The following is an 18045-nucleotide window of genomic DNA, read 5'->3' as shown; positions in this document are numbered from 1 at the left end:
CAAGTCGAAACGTCGCACCGCCCCTCCCACAGGTCAGGCGTTTTCCAGCAAGTTGTGCAACTCCACAAACTGCTGCGTCAGCTTATGCCGTGGGTCCAGGTGGATCAGCGGCTTGCTCTCCTGGTGCGACTCACGCATACGCACCGAGCTGGCCAGGTACACCGGCAGCACCGGCAAGCCTTCGGCGATCAACTCATCCAGCATCTGCTGCGGCAGGCTCGCCCGTGCCTGGAACTGGTTGACCACGATGCCCTCCACTTCGAGGCCTTCGTTGTGGTCGTCTTTCAATTCTTCGATTTCACGCAACAGGCCATACAGGGCCTGGCGGGAGAAACTGTCGCAATCGAAGGGAATCAACACGCGATCGGCAGCGATCAGCGCCGAAACCGCATAAAAATTCAGGGCCGGCGGGGTATCCAGGTAAATCCGGTCGTAACCTTCGCTCAGTTCATCCAGCAGCTTTCGCAGTTTGTTGATCTTGTGCTTGGCCTCAAGCTTGGGCTGCAGGTCTGCCAGCTCAGCGGTCGCGGTGATCACATGCAGGTTATCGAACGGAGTTTCGTAGATATCGACCTTGTTTTTCTTCGAAAACGGCCCGGAAGACAGGGTTTGCTTGAAAAAATCGGCGATCCCCATGGGGATATCATCGCCAGTCAGACCGGTGAGGTACTGGGTCGAATTGGCTTGTGCATCGAGGTCCACCAACAGGGTTCGATAGCCTTCGCTGGCACTGACCGCCGCCAGGTTGCAGGCGATGCTGGACTTGCCCACGCCGCCTTTTTGATTGAACACCACGCGCCGCATGGAAAAACCTCCGTGTATCAATGAATGTCCGAGTGTAGAGGGCAAAAGCGCCTGTTAGCTACCTCGTTCATCCATGCACGGCTGCATTAGCACAACGCTGAAGCACCTCGCGTACAAATGAATAGGACCGGTCCGACAATCCAACCCGGCCGTGGGTATAGGACAATCGGTAAATCTTTCCGCCCTGTTTGTCATCCGCCTTGAACAAATCTTTACCAAAGTTTGCTAGAACCCCACAGCACCGGGATAATGCGCGCCATTCGGCGAATGCTCCCTGTCCCGGTTTTCGGGGCCAAACGCCGCACATGGAAGCCCGCAGGGGCGGGATAACTTCTCAGTGATCAACTTCAACATCGCCCAATGGCGCGCCTGGGCTCCCGGCCTGGAAAGTGCGCACGACTGGCACGCTTGGTGCCAGGCCCCGGTGTTGCTGCCCGCCAGCGATGCTTCGCCCGACGTGTCATTCTTGCCGGCCATGCAGCGCCGGCGCCTGAGCCGCCTGGCGCGCATGGCCTTCAGTGTGGGCTGGCCGCTGGCCGAGGGCTTGCAGGACCTGCCGCTGGTGTTTATTTCCCGGCATGGCGAAACCCCACGCACCCTCGACATCCTCAGCGACCTGGCGAACGACCAGCCACTGTCGCCGACCCAGTTCAGCCTCTCGGTGCACAACGCGGTCATTGGCCTGTGGTCAATCCTGCGTAATGAAACCAGCGAAATGACTGCCCTGGCCGCCGCCGGCGACGGCCTGGAGCACGGCATGCTCGAAGCAGCCGCGCTACTCAACGAAGGCGCCCCGGCCGTCTTGCTGGTGATCACCGAAGAGCAACCGCCCGAGGCCTACGCCAACTGGATCGTCGATGTGCCCTTTCCCTACGCCTTAGGCCTGCTGCTGACCCCAGGCGACGAGTGGCAACTGGAACTCACGCCCGGCACTGTCCAACCCACTCAAACCCAGTGGCCCCACGCCCTGACCCTGCTGCGCACCCTGCTCACCGAACAGGGCGCCTGCCAACATGCCTGGAAGAACCGCGTATGGAACTGGCAACGCAAGCCCTGACCGACAAGCCACGGGACGCCTATTACTGGCGCCTGTTCTCGACCGCCGCCAGCTTCGCGCTGTTCGGCTTCGGTGGGCTATGCCTGCGTTTGCTCGTGTTCCCGCTGCTCAGTTGCCTGCCGGGAGACGCTGCCAACCACCGCCGTCGCGCCCGTCACACCATCAGTTGGCTGTTCTGGTTTTTCATCCGCTTGATGCAGCGCGCCGGCGTGCTGACCTATAGCGTCGAAGGCGCCGAAAACCTCGGCCGCCCCGGCCAGATGATCATCGCCAACCACCCGTCGCTGATCGACGTGGTGTTTTTGATCGGCCTGGTGCGCCAGGCCAACTGCGTGGTCAAACAGAGCCTGTGGCAAAACCCGTTCACCCGCGGGCCGGTACGCGACGCCGGTTACATCAGCAACGACGGCAGCGCCGAGATGCTCGACGCCGCCGCCGATGCCCTGCGCAGCGGCCAAACCCTGATCATCTTTCCCGAAGGCACTCGCACCACACCCGGCGCGGCACCTGCCTTTCATCGCGGCGGCGCCGCCATTGCGCTGCGCGGTGCGACAATCATCACCCCCGTGGTGATCAAGGTCCGTCCCACGACCCTGACCAAGGCCGAACCCTGGTATCGCATCCCGAAATGCCGCGTGCACTTCAGTTTGCGTGTGGGTGCCGATATAGAACCACAGGCGTTCGCAACACTGGGGCCCGCGCCCCAGGCCTCGCGCAAGCTCAACGATCACCTGCACCACTATTTTATTAAGGAGCTCGCCGAAGATGAGCGACCAACACCGCCTTGAGCAAGAGATAAAACAACTGATCATCGATGCCCTGGGCCTGGAAGACATCAGCGTCGACGACATCGGTAGCGACCAAACCCTGTTCGGCGAAGGCCTTGGCCTGGATTCGGTAGATGCCCTGGAATTGGGCCTGGCGATCCAGAAAACGTACGGCATCAAGATAGATGCCGACGCCAAGGACACCCGTAATCACTTCACCAACGTGGCCTGCCTTGCGGCGTTCGTCACAGCCAGACAGGCAGCTTGAGACCGGACCATGCAAACTCGTGACGATATTTTCAACACCCTGCGCGACGCCTTGGTGGAACTGTTTGAACTCCCCCCGGAGCGCGTCACCCTCGACGCCAACCTGTACCAGGACCTGGAAATCGACAGCATCGATGCCGTCGACTTGATCGACCATATAAAGCGCCAGACCGGTAAAAAGATCGCCGCCGAAGAGTTCAAGGCGGTCCGCACCGTAAACGACGTGGTTGAGGCGGTGTTCCGCCTGGTCCAGCCCGCCGCATGAGCCGACTGATCGGCCTTGGCCTGTTGCTGGCGGGGCTGCTGTACCCCTTTGCGGTGTATTACGGCACCGAGCACTTTGCACCGTGGCAATTCGGCCTGCTGCTGGGCAGCCTGTGGCTGCTGCGTGCATTCACGGGCGCGCGCCGCCCGGGCAGTCGCTGGATGGCGTTGGCGGTAATCGTGTTTTGCCTGTTGCTGGCGTGGTTCGACAACCCGCACCTGTTGCGCTGGTACCCGAGCCTGGTCAGCGCGTTCATGCTGGCGCTGTTTGGCCTGAGCCTGAAATACGGCCCGCCGATGGTCGAGCGCCTGGCCCGCATGACCGACCCGGAGTTGCCGCCCCATGCAATTGTGTATACGCGCCGGGTCACCGTAGTGTGGAGCGCGTTTTTTCTGTGTAATGGCCTGCTCGCCGCCGCCCTCACCCTATGGGCGCCGCTGAGCTGGTGGACGTTGTACAACGGCCTGATCGCCTACGGGCTGATGGGGCTGTTGTTTGCCGTGGAATGGCTGGTACGACAAAGGGTTCGAGGCCGCGTATGAATGGGTTGAAACTTGAGCACTTGCTGCTTGAGCCGCTGCAACAGCGTTGGGTCACGACCGAACCTGCAATGAATCACGCCCAGTTGTGGGAACAATCCCTCAGCCTGGCTGCGGGCTTGCAAGCGCGCGGCATTCGTCGCCTGGCCGTGCACCTGGAAGACGCCGGGGTCATGGCGATTGCCCTGCTGGGCGCCTGGCGCGCCGGGGTCAGCGTGCTGCTGCCTGCCGACTTACAACCCCAGACCCGCCAACGCTGGGCCGATGCCGTGGACGGCTGGCTGGTCGAAACGGCAGACCTGCACGCGCTCTACCAAGCACCGTTGAGCCCGGCAGTATTGGACCTGGATGCCTGCCAACTGAGCCTGTGCACCTCCGGGTCCAGCGGCGAACCCAAGCGCATCGACAAAACCCTGCGCCAACTGGCCAACGAAGTTGAGGCCCTGGAAACGCTGTGGGGCGCCGACCTTGAAGGCGCCTGCATCATCGGCAGCGTCGCCACCCAACATATCTACGGCCTGTTGTTCCGCGTGCTGTGGCCGTTGTGCGCCGGCCGCACATTTGTGCGCAAGCAACTGGCATTTCCCGAAGACGTGCAACGCGCCAGCCGCGAGCACGCGCAGTTCGCCTGGGTGGGCAGCCCGGCGCTGCTCAAACGGATGGGCGACAACCTCGACTGGCCCGCACTGAGCCGCGTTTCACGGGTGTTTTCCTCCGGCGGGGCCCTGCCTGCCGAGGCCGCCGACAGCCTGTTCGACCGTTTGCAGCAATGGCCAACGGAAATCCTCGGCAGCTCGGAAACCGGCGGCATCGCCTGGCGCCAGGGTGCGCAACCCTGGCAGCCGTTCGCCGACGTACAGCTGAGCCAGGACGCCGACGGCGCCCTGCGCATTGCCTCGCCTTACCTGCCTGCCGGGCACATCGAGCAGACTGCCGACGCGGCAAACATCCATGCCGATGGCCGCTTCGAGCTGCTTGGCCGCCTGGACCGTATCGTCAAGCTGGAAGAAAAACGCATCTCCCTGCCCATGCTCGAACAGGCGCTGATGAGCCACCCCTGGGTCGCCGAAACACGCCTGGGCGTGGTGCAGGAGAACCGCGCGTCCCTGGGCGCCCTGGTGGTGCTGAGTGCCGATGGCCTTCACGCCCTGCGCAACCAAGGCCGGCGCCACGTGACTCAAGCCCTGCGCCAGCACCTGAGCCAGCATTGCGAAGCGCTGGCCTTGCCGCGTCGCTGGCGCTTGCTGCGCCAACTGCCACTGAATGCCCAGGGCAAACTGCCCCAGGCGGATGTCGCCGCGCTGTTGCTGGCACCCCGACCGAAAGCGCCGGAAGTGCTTGAGCAAGTCGAAACCAATGGCGAATGGACCCTGCAACTGAGCGTACCGCCGGACCTGGCCTACTTCAGCGGGCACTTCCCGGTCACCCCGGTGCTGCCGGGCGTGGTGCAGGTGGAATGGGCGTTCAACCTCGGCCAACACTTGCTCGACGTGCCGCCGACCTTCGCGGGCATGGAGGTGCTCAAGTTCCAGCAACTGGTGCGCCCCGGCGACCGTATCGAACTGCACCTGCGCTTCGACCGGGAGCGCGGCAAGCTGTACTTCGCCTACCGCAACGGCGTCGCGGCGTGTTCCAGCGGCCGGATCCAATTGGTGGCCGAGCATGCATAAGCCCTGTGCCCTGATCCCGGTCTATAACCATGAAGCCGCCGTGCCCGCCGTGGTGAGCAGCCTGTTGAACAGCGGCCTGCCGTGCCTGCTGGTAGACGACGGCAGCAGCGCGGCGTGCGCGGCGGTATTGGCGCAATTGGCGAGCCTGGATAACGTCACCCTGCTGACCCTGCCTCACAACCAAGGCAAGGGCGGCGCGGTGATGGCCGGTTTCCGCGAAGCAGCGCGCCTGGGCTACTCCCATGCCCTGCAAGTGGACGCCGACGGCCAGCACGATCTGCGCGAAGTCGAGACCTTCCTCGATACCTCGCGCAGGCACCCCGACGCCGTGATCTGCGGCTACCCCGAATACGATGAAAGCGTGCCCAAAGGCCGTCTGTACGCACGCTACCTGACCCATGTGTGGGTATGGATCAACACCCTCTCGCTGCAAATTCGCGACTCCATGTGCGGCTTTCGCGTGTACCCGCTGGTTCCAGTGCTGGCGCTGATGGACTCGGCCTATATCGGCACGCGCATGGACTTCGACTCGGACATCCTGGTGCGCCTGGCCTGGCGCAACCAGCCGATGCGCTGGCTGCCGACCCAGGTGCACTACCCGGTCGATGGTCTGTCGCACTTTCGCTTGTTCCACGACAACCTGCGCATCAGCGCCATGCACACCCGGCTGTTTTTCGGCATGTTGGTGCGCGCGCCAATGATTCTGTGGCGACGGTGGCAGGCATGAGCGACAGCAGCAAACACTGGGCCGACCGCCAAGAGCGCGGCAGCTACTGGCTGATGAAACTCACCGCCGTCGCCGCCAAGGTTCTGGGCCGCCGACTGTTGAGCCCGGTGCTGTACGGCATTGTGTTGTACTTTTTCCTGTGTGGCCGCACCGCACGCCAGAGCGCCTGGCAATACCAGCAGCGCCTGGCCGAGTGGAGCGGGCGCGATGAGCTGCGCCCCTCCCACCGCAAAGTCTTTGCCCAGTTCATGGCCTTCGCCGACGCCCTGCTCGACAAACTCGACGTATGGAACGGCAAGCTGCGCCTGGAACAGATCGAAATCAACGACCCTGCGCAATTGCGTGGGCAACTGCGTGGCGAGCGCGGGCAGATGCTGGTGGGCGCGCACCTGGGCAACCTCGAAGTGTGCCGCGCGCTGGCGGAGATCGGCGAACAGGTCACCATGAACGTGCTGGTGCACACCAAGCATGCTGAACAATTCAACCGCCTGCTGGGCGAAGCCGGTGCTACCCATTTGCGCCTGATCCAGGTCAGCGAGCTGGACCCGGCGACCATGTTGCTGCTCAGCCAGCGCCTGGACGAAGGTGAGTGGCTGGCGATTGCCGGCGACCGCGTGCCCCTGCACGGCGGGCGCACGGTGCGCGTGGACTTCCTCGGCCATCACGCCGCGTTCCCCCAAGGCCCGTGGCTGCTGGCCGGCCTGCTCAAATGCCCGGTCAACCTGCTGATGTGCCTCAAGCACAAGGGCCGTTATCGCCTGAGCATTGAGCCTTTCGCGCAGTCTATCGAATGGAAGCGCAGCACCCGCGAGCAGGTCATCGCCCAGTGGACCGCACGCTACGCCGCGCGCCTGGGCCAGTTCTGCCTGCAAGCGCCCCAACAATGGTTCAACTTTTACCCTTTCTGGAAGACCGATGACGACGCATCTTGAGCCGGTAACCTTTGGCGAACGCCCCCTGCGCATCGAAGACGTGCTGGCCCTGGCCAACCGTCAGGCGCCCACGCAGTTGCAGGGCGATGCGGCGTATCGCCAGCGCATCGCCAAGGGCGCGCAGTTCCTCGACTCGCTGCTGGACAAGGAAGGCGTGATCTACGGCGTAACCACCGGCTACGGCGACTCATGCGTGGTGGCGGTGCCGTTGCAGCACGTCGAAGCACTGCCGCGCCACCTGTACACCTTCCACGGTTGCGGCTTGGGCAAGCTGCTCGACGCCCAGGCCACCCGCGCCGTACTGGCCGCGCGCTTGCAGTCGCTGTGCCACGGCGTTTCCGGCGTGCGTGTTGAGCTGCTGGAGCGCCTGCATGCGTTCCTGGAACACGACGTGCTGCCGCTGATCCCGGAGGAAGGCTCGGTGGGCGCCAGCGGCGACTTGACGCCGCTGTCCTACGTGGCGGCGACCCTGTCCGGAGAGCGCGAAGTGATGTTCCGTGGCGAACGCCGCCAGGCTGGCGATGTGCATCGCGAACTGGGCTGGGACCCGCTGGTCTTGCGTCCCAAGGAGGCGCTGGCGCTGATGAACGGCACCGCCGTGATGACTGGCCTCGCTTGCCTGGCCTTCGCCCGCGCCGACTACCTGCTGCAACTGGCCACGCGCATCACCGCCCTGAACGTGGTCGCGCTGCAAGGCAACCCGGAGCACTTCGACGAACGCCTGTTCGCCGCCAAACCGCACCCTGGGCAGATGCAAGTCGCCGCCTGGCTGCGCAAGGATCTGGCGATTGATGCGCCGACCGCGCCGCTGCACCGCTTGCAGGATCGCTACTCCCTGCGCTGCGCCCCGCATGTGCTCGGCGTGCTGGCCGACAGCCTGAACTGGCTGCGTTCGTTTATCGAGATCGAACTGAACAGCGCCAACGACAACCCGATCATCGACGCCGAAGAAGAACGCGTGCTGCACGGCGGGCACTTCTACGGCGGGCATATCGCCTTCGCTATGGACAGCCTCAAGACCCTGGTGGCCAACGTCGCCGACCTGCTCGACCGCCAGCTCGCGCTGTTGGTAGACGTGCGTTACAACCACGGCCTGCCAAGCAACCTGTCCGGCGCCCCCGCCGACCGCGCCATGATCAATCACGGCTTCAAGGCCGTGCAGATCGGCACCAGTGCCTGGACCGCCGAAGCGTTGAAAAACACCATGCCGGCCAGTGTGTTTTCGCGCTCCACCGAATGCCATAACCAGGACAAAGTCAGCATGGGCACCATCGCCGCCCGCGATGCGATCCGCGTGCTGGAGCTGACCGAACAGGTCGCCGCCGCCACCTTGCTCGCCGCCAACCAAGGCGTGTGGCTGCGTGCCCAGGCCGAGGATGCACGCCCGTTGCCACCGGCCTTGGCGGCCATGCACGCAGCGCTGGCCAAGGACTTCCCACCGGTGATCGAAGACCGCGCCCTCGAAGGCGAACTTCGCCTGTGCCTGCAACGCATCGCCGAGCAACACTGGAGGCTGCATGCGTAGCCCCGGCGTACTGCACAGCGACACGCAAATCCTGGTGCCGTTTTTCGACGTCGACACCATGAACGTGGTGTGGCACGGGCATTACGTGAAGTACCTGGAAGTGGCACGCTGCGCGCTGCTGGACAAGATCGGCCACAACTACACGGCGATGCTCGAAGCCGGCTACGCCTGGCCGGTAATCGACATGCAACTGCGTTATGTACGCGGCGCGATCTTTGGCCAGACCATCAACGTGCGCGCCAGCCTGGTGGAATGGCAGAACCGTTTGAAGGTCAACTACCTGATTACCGACCTGGCCAGCGGCGAGCGCTTGACCCGCGCCACGACCGTGCAAGTGGCGGTGGAGATGGCCAGCCGCGAGATGCAGTTGGCCTCGCCAAAAATATTCACTGACGCCGTAGAGAGAGCCTTGAAATGAGATGCCCTGTGGAAGCGGGCTTGCCCGCGATGGACGTTAACGATAACGCGGGGCGCCTGACACTACGCGGCGCCCTCAAGTTCTTCGCGGGCAAGTCGAATCGTCGCACCGCCGCTCCCACATTGATCGCGTTCGTTCTGTCGATTTGCATTCCAGGCCTGGCCCACGCTTTCGACTTGCAGCAGTTGAGCGATCAATTGGCAAAACCCTCCGTGATCCACGGCAGTTTCACCCAGGAAAAACACCTGCGTGCCTTGCCACAGCCCTTGGTCAGCAAAGGCACCTTCGTCCTCGCCAAGGACCACGGCCTGCTGTGGCTGCTCAAAACCCCATTACAACAGGACTACCGCATCAGCGCCCAAGGCATCGCCCGGCGTGACGCCAATGGCTGGCAATCCCTGCCAAGCAAGAGCGCCGGGGCCGAGCAGAATCGATTGTTCCTCGCCGTGCTCCAGGGCGACAGCAGCGGCTTGCAACGGGACTTCGAGCTGCAGCTGCAAGGCGAGGCCAAGCAATGGAAGCTGACGCTGATCCCACGCTCGTTGCTACTCAAGCAAGTGTTCAACCAGATCAACATCGACGGTGGCGAGCTGGTACACACCATCGAACTGCTGGAAACCCAAGGCGACAGCACCGTTTTGCGCATGCAGGACAGCACCGCCGAACAACCGTTGAGCGACGCGGAGCAACACGACTTTGCCCAGTGAGCGTCTGCTGCCGCGCCTGTTCCTGACCCTGCTGGTGGCCGTGCTGGCCCTGGCCGGCTGGCAATGGCGCCACGGCGCACCGCTGTCGGCCAACCTGATGGAACTGGTGCCGGGCAGCACGCCGGACGCCCTGGAACTGCAAGCCGAACAACGCATGCAGGAACCGTTGAACCGCGAGATGCTGGTGCTGGTGGGGCATACCGACCGCCAGCAGGCAGTGGCCACGGCGCAACAGTTGGGCGAGCACTGGCAGGCCAGCGGCCTGTTTGAAAAGGTGCAGTGGAACCTGCAAGCCGACCTGCCCGCACTGCGTGAGCAATTGCTGCGCGGCCGCCTGGCGATGCTGTCAGCCAAGGACCGCGAGCAACTGATCGAACACCCCGACGCGTTTATCCAGCAGCGCGTACAAGCGCTGTTCGACCCGTTCACCGGCTTCAGCCTGGTGCCCAGCCAGGACGACTGGCTGGGCCTGACCGGGCGTATCCAGAACAGCCAACCGCAACGCGGTGCGGTGCAGTTGGATATCGGCAGCGGCGCGTTGATCGCCGAGGCGGACGGCAAAAGCTGGGTGCTGCTGCGTGCGCGCACCACCGGCAATGCCTTCGATATGAAACTGCCGCTGCAAGTGGCGGACTTGCTCCAGGCCAGTCGTGAACAGGCCGGCGAACACGGTGCGCAGCTGCTGGCCGCCAGCGGTTTGTTGTACGCCGCCAATGGTCAGCAGCAGGCCACCCGGGAAATCACCTGGGTCGGCGGCGGCGCGACCGTGGGCATCCTGCTGTTGCTGCTGCTGGCGTTCCGTCGCTGGCGCGTGCTGCTGGCCTTCGTACCGGTGCTGGTGGGCATGCTGTTTGGTGCGGTGGCCTGCGTGGCGCTGTTTGGCCATATGCATGTGATGACGTTGGTGCTCGGTTCCAGCCTGATCGGCGTGGCAGTGGATTACCCGCTGCATTACCTGTCGAAAAGCTGGAGCCTCAAGCCGTGGCGCAGTTGGCCGGCATTGCGCCTGACCCTGCCGGGGCTGAGCCTGAGCCTGGCCACCAGTTGCATCGGCTACCTGGCGCTGGCCTGGACGCCGTTCCCGGCGCTGACCCAGATCGCGGTCTTCTCCGCTGCCGGGTTGGTCGGCGCGTACCTGTCGGCCGTCTGCCTGTTGCCGGCGTTGCTCAAGGGCGTCGAGCTGCGCCCGGCGCACTGGCCGCTGCGTATCGCCGAGTGCCTGTGGCTGTTGCGCGCCGCCCTGCTCAAGCGTGTCTGCAGCCCGGTATTGCTGGCGCTGCTGCTGCTGTTTTGCGCCGGTGGCCTGTGGCAGCTCAACAGCAAAAACGATATCCGCCAGTGGATCGGCGCGCCGCCGCAGTTGCTGCAAGAGGCCCAGGCCGTGGCGCGCATTACCGGCTTCCAGCCCACCAGCCAGTTCTTCCTGGTGCGTGCCGAGAATCAACAGCAGTTGCTGGAGCGCCAGGCCGCGCTGGGCCAGCGCCTGGATCAACTGGTGAACATGGACAAGCTCCAGGGTTACCTGGCGCTCAATCAACTGGTCAACCTGCCGGCCGAGCAGCAACAACTGCGCGATGCCCTGAACGCGCTGCCACAGCATTGGCAGCCGCTGCTGGACCTCGGCGTACCGGCCAGCGCGCTGCAGGCCGAAGTCGCGCAGTTGCAAGCGCTGCCCACCGAAGACATCGACGCCGCGCTGCTGGGCCCATTGGCCGAGCCTTGGCGCACACTGTGGCTCGGCCCGGTGGACGGCGGCGTGGCGGCGATGGTCAGCCTGCAAGGCTTGAACAACCCGGCGCTGCTGCGGGTGCAAGCCGTGGATTTGCCCGGCGTGCAATTGGTCGATCGCCTGGGTGATTTGAACCGCGTGTTTGCCGCGACGCAGATCAGCGCAGCCGAATTGAAATTGATGTCGTGTGTGCTGATCGTGTTGCTGCTGATCCTGCCGTTCGGCTTCGGCGGCGCCCTGCGCATCGTCGCGCTGCCACTGCTGGCCGCGTTATGCAGCCTGGCCAGCCTCGGTTGGCTGGGCCAGCCGCTGACCTTGTTCAGCCTGTTCGGTTTGCTGCTGGTGACGGCGATCAGCGTCGACTACGCGATCTTGATGCGCGAACAGATCGGCGGCGCGGCCGTCAGCCTGTTGGGCACGCTGCTGGCGGCGCTGACGACCTGGTTGTCGTTCGGCCTGCTGGCGGTGTCGAGTACGCCGGCTGTGAGTAATTTCGGCCTGTCGGTCAGCCTGGGCCTGGCGTTCAGCTTTATGCTGGCGCCCTGGGCCGGCCAACAGAAACACGCCTTATGAATGTGATTATCGCCAATGCGGCAAGGAGCCCTCGTGCCCACAGTTGAAATGGAACGTCGCCAGGTGGTTGTAATCGGTGCCGGTCCGTCCGGTGCCATCGCCGCCGCGCTGCTCAAGCGCAAAGGGCATGATGTATTGATCATCGAGCGCCAGCATTTCCCGCGGTTCTCGATTGGCGAAAGCCTGCTGTCCCACTGCATCGACTTTATTGAAGAAGCCGGCATGCTCGACGCCGTACAGGCCGCGGGTTTCCAGGTGAAAACCGGTGCCGCCTTCGCCTGGGGCGAGCGCTACAGCGCCTTTGATTTCAGCGACACCTTCAGCAACGGCAAGCCGACCACCTTCCAGGTGCAACGCGGCGAGTTCGACAAGTTGCTGGCCGATCAGGCAGCGAAGCAAGGCGTGGAAATCCGCTATGGCGAAACCATCGTCGGCGTGGATTTCGCAGGCGCCTGCCGCTACCTGCATGTACGCCGTGAGAACGGCAGCGAGTACCACCTCAAAGCCAAGTTCGTGCTCGACGCCAGCGGCTACGGCCGTGTGCTGCCGCGCCTGCTGGACTTGGAAGCACCGTCGAATTTCCCAGTGCGCCAGGCGGTGTTCACCCACGTTGAAGACCGCATCGAACACCCGGGTTTCGACCGCACCAAGATCCTCGTGACCACCCATCCTACAAAGCGCGACATCTGGTTCTGGACCATCCCGTTCAGCAATGGCCGGTGCTCGGTGGGCGTGGTCGCGGCCAAGGAGCATTTTGACGGCCGCGACACCGACCTCGACGCCTGCCTGCGCAGTTTTATCGACGAGACCCCAAGCCTGTCCACCGTGCTGCACAACGCCGTGTGGGATACCCCGGCGCGCACCATCGGCGGCTACTCGGCCAACGTCAAAACCCTGCACGGCCCAGGCTTTGCGTTGCTGGGCAATGCGGCGGAATTCCTCGACCCGGTGTTCTCCTCCGGCGTGACCATCGCCATGCGCTCGGCCAGCATGGCGGCCAGCCTGCTGGACCGTCAGCTCAATGGCGCGACGGTGGACTGGCAAACCGAGTTTGCCGAGCCACTCAAGCGCGGTGTCGACACGTTCCGTTGCTACGTCGAGGGCTGGTACGCGGGGACGTTCCAGGACGTGATCTTCCACCCGGACAGTTCGCCGGAGATTCGCCGGATGATCAGCTCGATCCTCGCCGGCTACGCGTGGGACGAGCGCAACCCGTTTGTCAGCGAGCCCAAGCGGCGGTTGCGGATGCTGTCGGAGATTTGTGCGAGTGAGCCGGTATGACGTCTCAATACCTGAGTAAAAACTACGTCGAAGAGACGAAGTTCGGCTTCTGGTTCCTGCGCAGCCACACCTGGCAGCACCACGTGCTGCGCGTGGCGATCAACGACCTGCGCAGCCTGTTCACCGACCCGCTGCCCGAAGCGCCGGTGCTGCTGGACGCCGGTTGCGGCCAGGGCAAGTCGTTCCAATACTTGCAGCAGGTGTTCGCCCCCGAGCGCCTGATCGGCCTGGATGCCGACCCCCACAGCCTGGCGCTGAGCAAGGCCGAAGCCGAGCGCCAGGGCCTGGCCATCGAGCTGATCGGCAGCGACTGCGCGACCCTCGATGTGCCGGACGAAAGCGTCGACATCCTGTTCTGCCACCAGACCTTTCATCACCTGGTCGAACAGCATCGCGCACTCAACGAGTTTTACCGCGTGCTCAAACCGGGCGGCTACCTGCTGTTTGCCGAATCCACCGAAGCCTATATCGACACCTGGGTGATTCGCTGGCTGTTCCGTCACCCCATGCATGTGCAGAAAAGCGCCGACGAATACCTGGAGATGCTCCGCGAGCAGGGCTTTGAATTCGGCCCGCAGAACGTCTCGTACCCGTACCTTTGGTGGAGCCGCTCCAGCGACTTCGGCCTGTTGGAACGCTGGGGCCTGCGCAACCCGCCGCCAGCGGGCCAGCGTGAGGAAACCCTGGTCAACTGCGTGGCCCGCAAGCCCCTGGCGAGCGCCGCACCATGATACGTAGCCTGTTGATCGCTTGCCTGTTGCTGCTGAGCGCCTGCGCCAGCCAGCCGCCGCTGCCGCAAAAAACACCCGCGTTGGCGTTGCCGATGCAATTGCACGTGCAGCGCCTGGCAGACGGCCAGAGCCAGGATTGGTTGCTGGTGATCCAGCGCGAAGACGGCGCAATCCGCTGGTCGATGATGGACCCGCTGGGCATCCCCCAGGCGCGTCAAAAGCTGATCAATGGCCAGTGGCAGGCCGACGGCTTGCTGCCGCCCAACCCCCAGGCGCGGGAACTGTTCGCCGCGCTGCTGTTTGCCCTGGCCTCGGCAGACGAGGTGCGTGCAAATTACCCTGGCGCCCAGGCGAGGGACCTTACGCGCACCCTGCCGGGGCATTGGCAGATCGTCTATCAGTCCTCAGAAGTATTCAGCGTGAACATGAGCGGCCAGCCGCTGAGCTACCGCGTCACGCCGCTCGGTGCCGCCCAATGACCGCTTACCTCAATGCACTCGGCGTGATCTGCGCCCTCGGCCGTGGCCAGGCGCATGTCAGCCGCAGCCTGTTTGCCGGGGACTGCTCAGGCATGCGTGCCGACAGTGGCTGGGTGCCCGAACGCGTACTGCCGGTGGCCGGTGTGCCCGGCGAGCTGGCGACCATCCCGGTGGAACTCGGCCAGCAGAGCAGCCGCAATAACCAACTGTTGCTGGAAGCCGCGATGCAGATCGAAGGCCAGATTCGCCAGGCGATCCACACCTACGGCGCCTCGCGGGTCGGCATTGTGCTGGGCACCAGCACCTCGGGCATCGACGAAGCCAGCCGCGGCATTGCCCTATACCTGCGCGATCATCAGTTCCCCGGCGACTACGACTACCAGCAACAGGAGCTCAGCGCCCCGGCGAACTTCCTCGCCGACTGGCTGCAACTGAGCGGCCCGGCCTACGTGATCTCCACCGCCTGCACGTCCAGCGCCCGTGCGCTGATGAGTGCCCAACGCCTGCTCGACCTGGGCGTGTGCGATGCCGTGATCTGCGGCGGCGTGGACAGCCTGTGCAAGCTGACACTCAATGGGTTCAGCGCGCTGGATGCGGTATCCAGCGAGCGTTGCAATCCGTTTTCGGCGAACCGCAACGGCATCAATATCGGCGAAGCGGCGGTATTGTTCGTGATGAGCAAAGCACCCGCGCCGATTGCTCTGCTGGGCAGCGGCGCCAGTTGCGATGCGCACCATATCTCTGCGCCGGAGCCGACCGGCAAAGGCGCGTTGCAGGCAATGCGCAAGGCCCTGGCCAGTGCAAAGCTGATGCCCGAGCAGATCGGTTATCTGAACCTGCACGGCACCGCCACCCAGCACAACGACGCGATGGAAAGCCTGGCCGTCGCCAGCCTGTTTCCCCAAGGCGTGCCTTGCTCATCGACCAAACCCATGAGCGGCCATACCCTGGGCGCAGCCGGTGCATTGGAAGCGGCGTTTTGCTGGCTGAGCCTCACCCACGGCCGGCTGCCACCCCATGTCTGGGACGGTCAGCCCGACCCCGCGTTGCCCGCCTTGCAATGGGCACGCAGTGGCGACACCTTGGAAAAACCCTGCCTGATGAGCAACTCGTTTGCCTTCGGTGGCAATAACGTCAGCCTGATTATCGGAGAGGCCCCATGAGCGATTGGCCACTCGCCGAACTACTGCCCCACGCCGGCGACATGATCCTGATCGACCAGGTGCTGTCGTTCGATGAAGAGCAGATTCACACCCGCACGACCGTCAAGCCCGGCGGCCTGTTCAACCAAGCCGACGGCAGCCTGCCAGCCTGGGTCGGCGTCGAGTTGATGGCGCAGAGCGTGGCCGCCTATGCCGGTTGCCGCGCGCGCCAAAAAGGCGAAGCGGTGGAACTGGGTTTCCTGTTGGGCACACGTAAGTTCGAGTGCAACGTGGCGCACTTCCCCGCAGGCACCGAGTTGAGCATCCACGGCTTGCGCTCCCTGGAAGACGACAACGGCATGGGTGTGTTCGAATGCCACCTGACCGGTGATGGTATCCACGCCAGCGCCCGCTTGAATGTATTTCGACCGCCCCAGGCGGCCAATTATTTAGATGAATCGAAGGACGAAACGCCATGACTGAACCTGTACTGGTCACCGGCTCCAGCCGTGGCATCGGCCGCGCCATTGCCTTGCGCCTGGCCCAGGCCGGGCATGACATCGTGCTGCATTGCCGCAGCGGTCGTGCCGAAGCCGACGCGGTGCAGGTCGAGATCCAAGCCCTTGGCCGTACGGCACGGGTGCTGCAATTCGACGTGGCGGATCGTGCAGCGTGCAAGGCAATCCTCGAGGCGGATGTTGAACAGCATGGCGCCTACTACGGCGTGGTGCTCAATGCCGGCCTGACCCGTGACGGCGCGTTCCCGGCCCTGTCGCAAGACGATTGGGACGTGGTGATGCGCACCAACCTGGACGGTTTCTACAACGTACTGCACCCGGTGATGATGCCGATGATCCGCCGTCGCGCAGCCGGGCGTATCGTGTGCATTACCTCGGTGTCGGGGCTGATCGGCAATCGCGGCCAGGTCAATTACAGCGCATCGAAAGCCGGCCTGATCGGCGCCGCCAAGGCCCTCGCCATCGAGCTGGGCAAGCGCAAGATTACCGTCAACTGCGTGGCGCCAGGGCTGATCGACACGGCCATGCTGGATGAGAACGTACCGGTGGAAGAATTGATGAAAATGATCCCGGCACAGCGCATGGGCACCCCGGAAGAAGTCGCCGGTGCGGTGAATTTCCTGATGTCGGCTGAAGCCGGCTATATCACCCGCCAGGTCCTGGCCGTGAACGGGGGCCTGTGCTGATGAAACGTGTAGTCGTCACCGGCATGGCCGGCATGACTTCCCTGGGCGGCGATTGGGCGACCATCTCGGCCAACTTCCGCGCCAACCGCAGCGGTATCCGGCGCATGGACGAGTGGGACCGCTTCACCGAGCTGAACACTCGCCTGGCCGGGCCCATCGATGATTTCGTGGTACCCGCCCATTGGACCCGCAAGCAATTGCGCAGCATGGGCCGCGTCTCGCGCCTGGCGGTGTGGGCGGCGGAGCAGGCGCTCAAGGACGCTGGTTTGCTCGGTGACGAATCGATCAAGGACGGCCGCATGGGCGTGGCGTGTGGCTCATCCACCGGCAGCACCGACGAGATCAAGGCGTTCGGCAACATGCTGCTCAACTCGGTGGCCGAGGGGCTCAACGCCAACTCCTACGTGCGCATGATGCCGCACACCACGGCGGCGAATATCAGCATCTTTTTTGGCCTGACCGGGCGTTTGATCCCCACCTCCAGCGCCTGCACCAGCGGCAGCCAGGGCATCGGCTACGCCTATGAGGCAATCAAGTTCGGCCGCCTGCCGCTAATGCTCGCCGGCGGCGCCGAGGAGCTGTGCCCCACCGAAGCTATGGTGTTCGACGCGCTCTACGCCACCAGCCTGAAAAACGACGCGCCGCAGACCAGCCCGCGCCCCTACGACAGCGGCCGCGATGGCCTGGTGATCGGCGAAGGCGGCGGCATGTTGGTGCTGGAAGAGTTGGAACATGCCCTGGCGCGCGGTGCGCATATCCATGCCGAACTGGTCGGCTTTGGCAGCAACGCCGATGGGCAGCACACCACCCGCCCCGAACAGAAAACCATGCGCCGCGCTATGGAACTGGCCCTGGAAGATGCCGGGCTGGAACCGTCCGCCATCGGCTACGTCAACGGTCACGGCACTGCCACCGATCAAGGTGACATCGCCGAGACCCTGGCCACCAGCAGCCTGTTCGGCAGCCGCATGCCCATCAGCTCGCAGAAAAGCTTCCTCGGCCATACCCTTGGGGCCTGCGGTGCGTTGGAGTCGTGGTTCAGCATCGAGATGATGAACCGCAACCAGTACGTGCACACCTTCAACCTCGATTCAGTCGACCCGCAATGCGGCGAGCTGGATTACCTGCAAGGTGAATTTCGCGAGATGCACAACGACTACGTGATGAACAACAACTTTGCCTTTGGCGGCGTGAATACGTCGCTGATCTTCCGCCGCTGGTCCTGACT

The 18045-nt window shown here is 63.9% G+C and carries 20 protein-coding genes; 19 read left to right on the top strand and 1 reads right to left on the bottom strand.

Annotated features, from left to right (window positions below; translation table 11 throughout):
• Positions 1-33 precede the first annotated feature (33 nt).
• Positions 34-804: a ParA family protein gene (locus tag PspS35_RS02205; protein ID WP_159932586.1), complete on the bottom strand. Its 771-nt coding sequence runs from the start codon at positions 802-804 to the stop codon at positions 34-36.
• 337 nt (positions 805-1141) lie between these two features.
• Between PspS35_RS02205 and PspS35_RS02200 the strand changes: the two genes are divergently transcribed.
• From PspS35_RS02200 to PspS35_RS02110, 19 genes are read left to right on the top strand one after another with little or no spacing between them, the layout of a single operon-like run.
• Positions 1142-1861, top strand: coding sequence for a beta-ketoacyl synthase chain length factor (locus PspS35_RS02200; RefSeq protein ID WP_159932585.1), 720 nt, complete (start codon positions 1142-1144; stop codon positions 1859-1861).
• Complete coding sequence (locus tag PspS35_RS02195; protein ID WP_159932584.1) at positions 1837-2649, top strand: lysophospholipid acyltransferase family protein; 813 nt, start codon at positions 1837-1839, stop codon at positions 2647-2649. Before PspS35_RS02200 ends, PspS35_RS02195 begins: the two co-directional genes overlap by 25 nt.
• A complete protein-coding gene (locus PspS35_RS02190) occupies positions 2627-2896 on the top strand; it encodes a phosphopantetheine-binding protein (protein WP_159932583.1) in 270 nt (89 codons plus the stop codon). Before PspS35_RS02195 ends, PspS35_RS02190 begins: the two co-directional genes overlap by 23 nt.
• A gap of 9 nt (positions 2897-2905) precedes the next feature.
• A complete protein-coding gene (locus PspS35_RS02185) occupies positions 2906-3160 on the top strand; it encodes an acyl carrier protein (RefSeq protein WP_159932582.1) in 255 nt (84 codons plus the stop codon).
• Entirely contained in the window at positions 3157-3702 is a 546-nt protein-coding gene (locus PspS35_RS02180; RefSeq protein ID WP_159932581.1) for a hypothetical protein, read from the top strand. Before PspS35_RS02185 ends, PspS35_RS02180 begins: the two co-directional genes overlap by 4 nt.
• Positions 3699-5369, top strand: a complete 1671-nt coding sequence (locus tag PspS35_RS02175) for an acyl-CoA synthetase family protein (RefSeq protein WP_159932580.1) — start codon at positions 3699-3701, stop codon at positions 5367-5369. The genes PspS35_RS02180 and PspS35_RS02175 overlap by 4 nt, the downstream gene beginning before the upstream one ends.
• Positions 5362-6096, top strand: coding sequence for a glycosyltransferase family 2 protein (locus PspS35_RS02170; RefSeq protein ID WP_159932579.1), 735 nt, complete (start codon positions 5362-5364; stop codon positions 6094-6096). The genes PspS35_RS02175 and PspS35_RS02170 overlap by 8 nt, the downstream gene beginning before the upstream one ends.
• The gene (locus tag PspS35_RS02165) at positions 6093-7028 is read left to right on the top strand and encodes a glycosyl transferase (RefSeq protein WP_159932578.1); all 936 of its coding nucleotides are present in this window, start codon (positions 6093-6095) and stop codon (positions 7026-7028) included. The genes PspS35_RS02170 and PspS35_RS02165 overlap by 4 nt, the downstream gene beginning before the upstream one ends.
• Entirely contained in the window at positions 7012-8553 is a 1542-nt protein-coding gene (locus tag PspS35_RS02160) for an aromatic amino acid ammonia-lyase (protein ID WP_159932577.1), read from the top strand. Before PspS35_RS02165 ends, PspS35_RS02160 begins: the two co-directional genes overlap by 17 nt.
• Positions 8546-8971 (top strand): acyl-CoA thioesterase, encoded by a 426-nt coding sequence (locus tag PspS35_RS02155; RefSeq protein ID WP_159932576.1) that lies wholly within the window; start codon positions 8546-8548, stop codon positions 8969-8971. Before PspS35_RS02160 ends, PspS35_RS02155 begins: the two co-directional genes overlap by 8 nt.
• Positions 8968-9678, top strand: coding sequence for an outer membrane lipoprotein carrier protein LolA (locus PspS35_RS02150; RefSeq protein WP_238785968.1), 711 nt, complete (start codon positions 8968-8970; stop codon positions 9676-9678). The genes PspS35_RS02155 and PspS35_RS02150 overlap by 4 nt, the downstream gene beginning before the upstream one ends.
• Positions 9668-11980 carry an MMPL family transporter gene (locus PspS35_RS02145; protein WP_159932575.1) on the top strand — a complete coding sequence of 771 codons (2313 nt, stop codon included), beginning with the start codon at positions 9668-9670 and terminating at the stop codon, positions 11978-11980. Before PspS35_RS02150 ends, PspS35_RS02145 begins: the two co-directional genes overlap by 11 nt.
• Before the next feature lie 33 nt (positions 11981-12013).
• Positions 12014-13261 (top strand): NAD(P)/FAD-dependent oxidoreductase, encoded by a 1248-nt coding sequence (locus PspS35_RS02140; RefSeq protein WP_159932574.1) that lies wholly within the window; start codon positions 12014-12016, stop codon positions 13259-13261.
• Positions 13258-13992 carry a class I SAM-dependent methyltransferase gene (locus PspS35_RS02135; protein WP_159932573.1) on the top strand — a complete coding sequence of 245 codons (735 nt, stop codon included), beginning with the start codon at positions 13258-13260 and terminating at the stop codon, positions 13990-13992. The genes PspS35_RS02140 and PspS35_RS02135 overlap by 4 nt, the downstream gene beginning before the upstream one ends.
• Positions 13989-14471: a DUF3261 domain-containing protein gene (locus tag PspS35_RS02130; protein ID WP_159932572.1), complete on the top strand. Its 483-nt coding sequence runs from the start codon at positions 13989-13991 to the stop codon at positions 14469-14471. Before PspS35_RS02135 ends, PspS35_RS02130 begins: the two co-directional genes overlap by 4 nt.
• Positions 14468-15634 carry a beta-ketoacyl-[acyl-carrier-protein] synthase family protein gene (locus PspS35_RS02125; RefSeq protein ID WP_159932571.1) on the top strand — a complete coding sequence of 389 codons (1167 nt, stop codon included), beginning with the start codon at positions 14468-14470 and terminating at the stop codon, positions 15632-15634. Before PspS35_RS02130 ends, PspS35_RS02125 begins: the two co-directional genes overlap by 4 nt.
• Complete coding sequence (locus PspS35_RS02120) at positions 15631-16092, top strand: hotdog family protein (RefSeq protein ID WP_159932570.1); 462 nt, start codon at positions 15631-15633, stop codon at positions 16090-16092. Before PspS35_RS02125 ends, PspS35_RS02120 begins: the two co-directional genes overlap by 4 nt.
• Entirely contained in the window at positions 16089-16817 is a 729-nt protein-coding gene (locus PspS35_RS02115) for a 3-ketoacyl-ACP reductase FabG2 (protein ID WP_159932569.1), read from the top strand. Before PspS35_RS02120 ends, PspS35_RS02115 begins: the two co-directional genes overlap by 4 nt.
• Positions 16817-18043 carry a beta-ketoacyl-ACP synthase gene (locus PspS35_RS02110; protein ID WP_159932568.1) on the top strand — a complete coding sequence of 409 codons (1227 nt, stop codon included), beginning with the start codon at positions 16817-16819 and terminating at the stop codon, positions 18041-18043. Before PspS35_RS02115 ends, PspS35_RS02110 begins: the two co-directional genes overlap by 1 nt.
• Positions 18044-18045 lie beyond the last annotated feature (2 nt).

Source organism: Pseudomonas sp. S35, assembly GCF_009866765.1.
Taxonomy (GTDB): Bacteria; Pseudomonadota; Gammaproteobacteria; order Pseudomonadales; family Pseudomonadaceae; genus Aquipseudomonas.
The sequence above is the reverse complement of the archived record's forward strand: the minus strand, read 5'-3'. Positions and strand labels throughout refer to the sequence as shown.

Excerpts from the sequence above, each read along its gene's own strand:
- PspS35_RS02205 (WP_159932586.1), bottom strand. The coding sequence starts at position 804 with ATGCGGCGCGTGGTGTTCAATCAAAAAGGCGGCGTGGGCAAGTCCAGC.
- PspS35_RS02195 (WP_159932584.1), top strand. The coding sequence starts at position 1,837 with ATGGAACTGGCAACGCAAGCCCTGACCGACAAGCCACGGGACGCCTAT.
- PspS35_RS02190 (WP_159932583.1), top strand. The coding sequence starts at position 2,627 with ATGAGCGACCAACACCGCCTTGAGCAAGAGATAAAACAACTGATCATC.
- PspS35_RS02185 (WP_159932582.1), top strand. The coding sequence starts at position 2,906 with ATGCAAACTCGTGACGATATTTTCAACACCCTGCGCGACGCCTTGGTG.
- PspS35_RS02180 (WP_159932581.1), top strand. The coding sequence starts at position 3,157 with ATGAGCCGACTGATCGGCCTTGGCCTGTTGCTGGCGGGGCTGCTGTAC.
- PspS35_RS02175 (WP_159932580.1), top strand. The coding sequence starts at position 3,699 with ATGAATGGGTTGAAACTTGAGCACTTGCTGCTTGAGCCGCTGCAACAG.
- PspS35_RS02170 (WP_159932579.1), top strand. The coding sequence starts at position 5,362 with ATGCATAAGCCCTGTGCCCTGATCCCGGTCTATAACCATGAAGCCGCC.
- PspS35_RS02165 (WP_159932578.1), top strand. The coding sequence starts at position 6,093 with ATGAGCGACAGCAGCAAACACTGGGCCGACCGCCAAGAGCGCGGCAGC.
- PspS35_RS02160 (WP_159932577.1), top strand. The coding sequence starts at position 7,012 with ATGACGACGCATCTTGAGCCGGTAACCTTTGGCGAACGCCCCCTGCGC.
- PspS35_RS02155 (WP_159932576.1), top strand. The coding sequence starts at position 8,546 with ATGCGTAGCCCCGGCGTACTGCACAGCGACACGCAAATCCTGGTGCCG.
- PspS35_RS02150 (WP_238785968.1), top strand. The coding sequence starts at position 8,968 with ATGAGATGCCCTGTGGAAGCGGGCTTGCCCGCGATGGACGTTAACGAT.
- PspS35_RS02135 (WP_159932573.1), top strand. The coding sequence starts at position 13,258 with ATGACGTCTCAATACCTGAGTAAAAACTACGTCGAAGAGACGAAGTTC.
- PspS35_RS02130 (WP_159932572.1), top strand. The coding sequence starts at position 13,989 with ATGATACGTAGCCTGTTGATCGCTTGCCTGTTGCTGCTGAGCGCCTGC.
- PspS35_RS02125 (WP_159932571.1), top strand. The coding sequence starts at position 14,468 with ATGACCGCTTACCTCAATGCACTCGGCGTGATCTGCGCCCTCGGCCGT.
- PspS35_RS02120 (WP_159932570.1), top strand. The coding sequence starts at position 15,631 with ATGAGCGATTGGCCACTCGCCGAACTACTGCCCCACGCCGGCGACATG.
- PspS35_RS02115 (WP_159932569.1), top strand. The coding sequence starts at position 16,089 with ATGACTGAACCTGTACTGGTCACCGGCTCCAGCCGTGGCATCGGCCGC.
- PspS35_RS02110 (WP_159932568.1), top strand. The coding sequence starts at position 16,817 with ATGAAACGTGTAGTCGTCACCGGCATGGCCGGCATGACTTCCCTGGGC.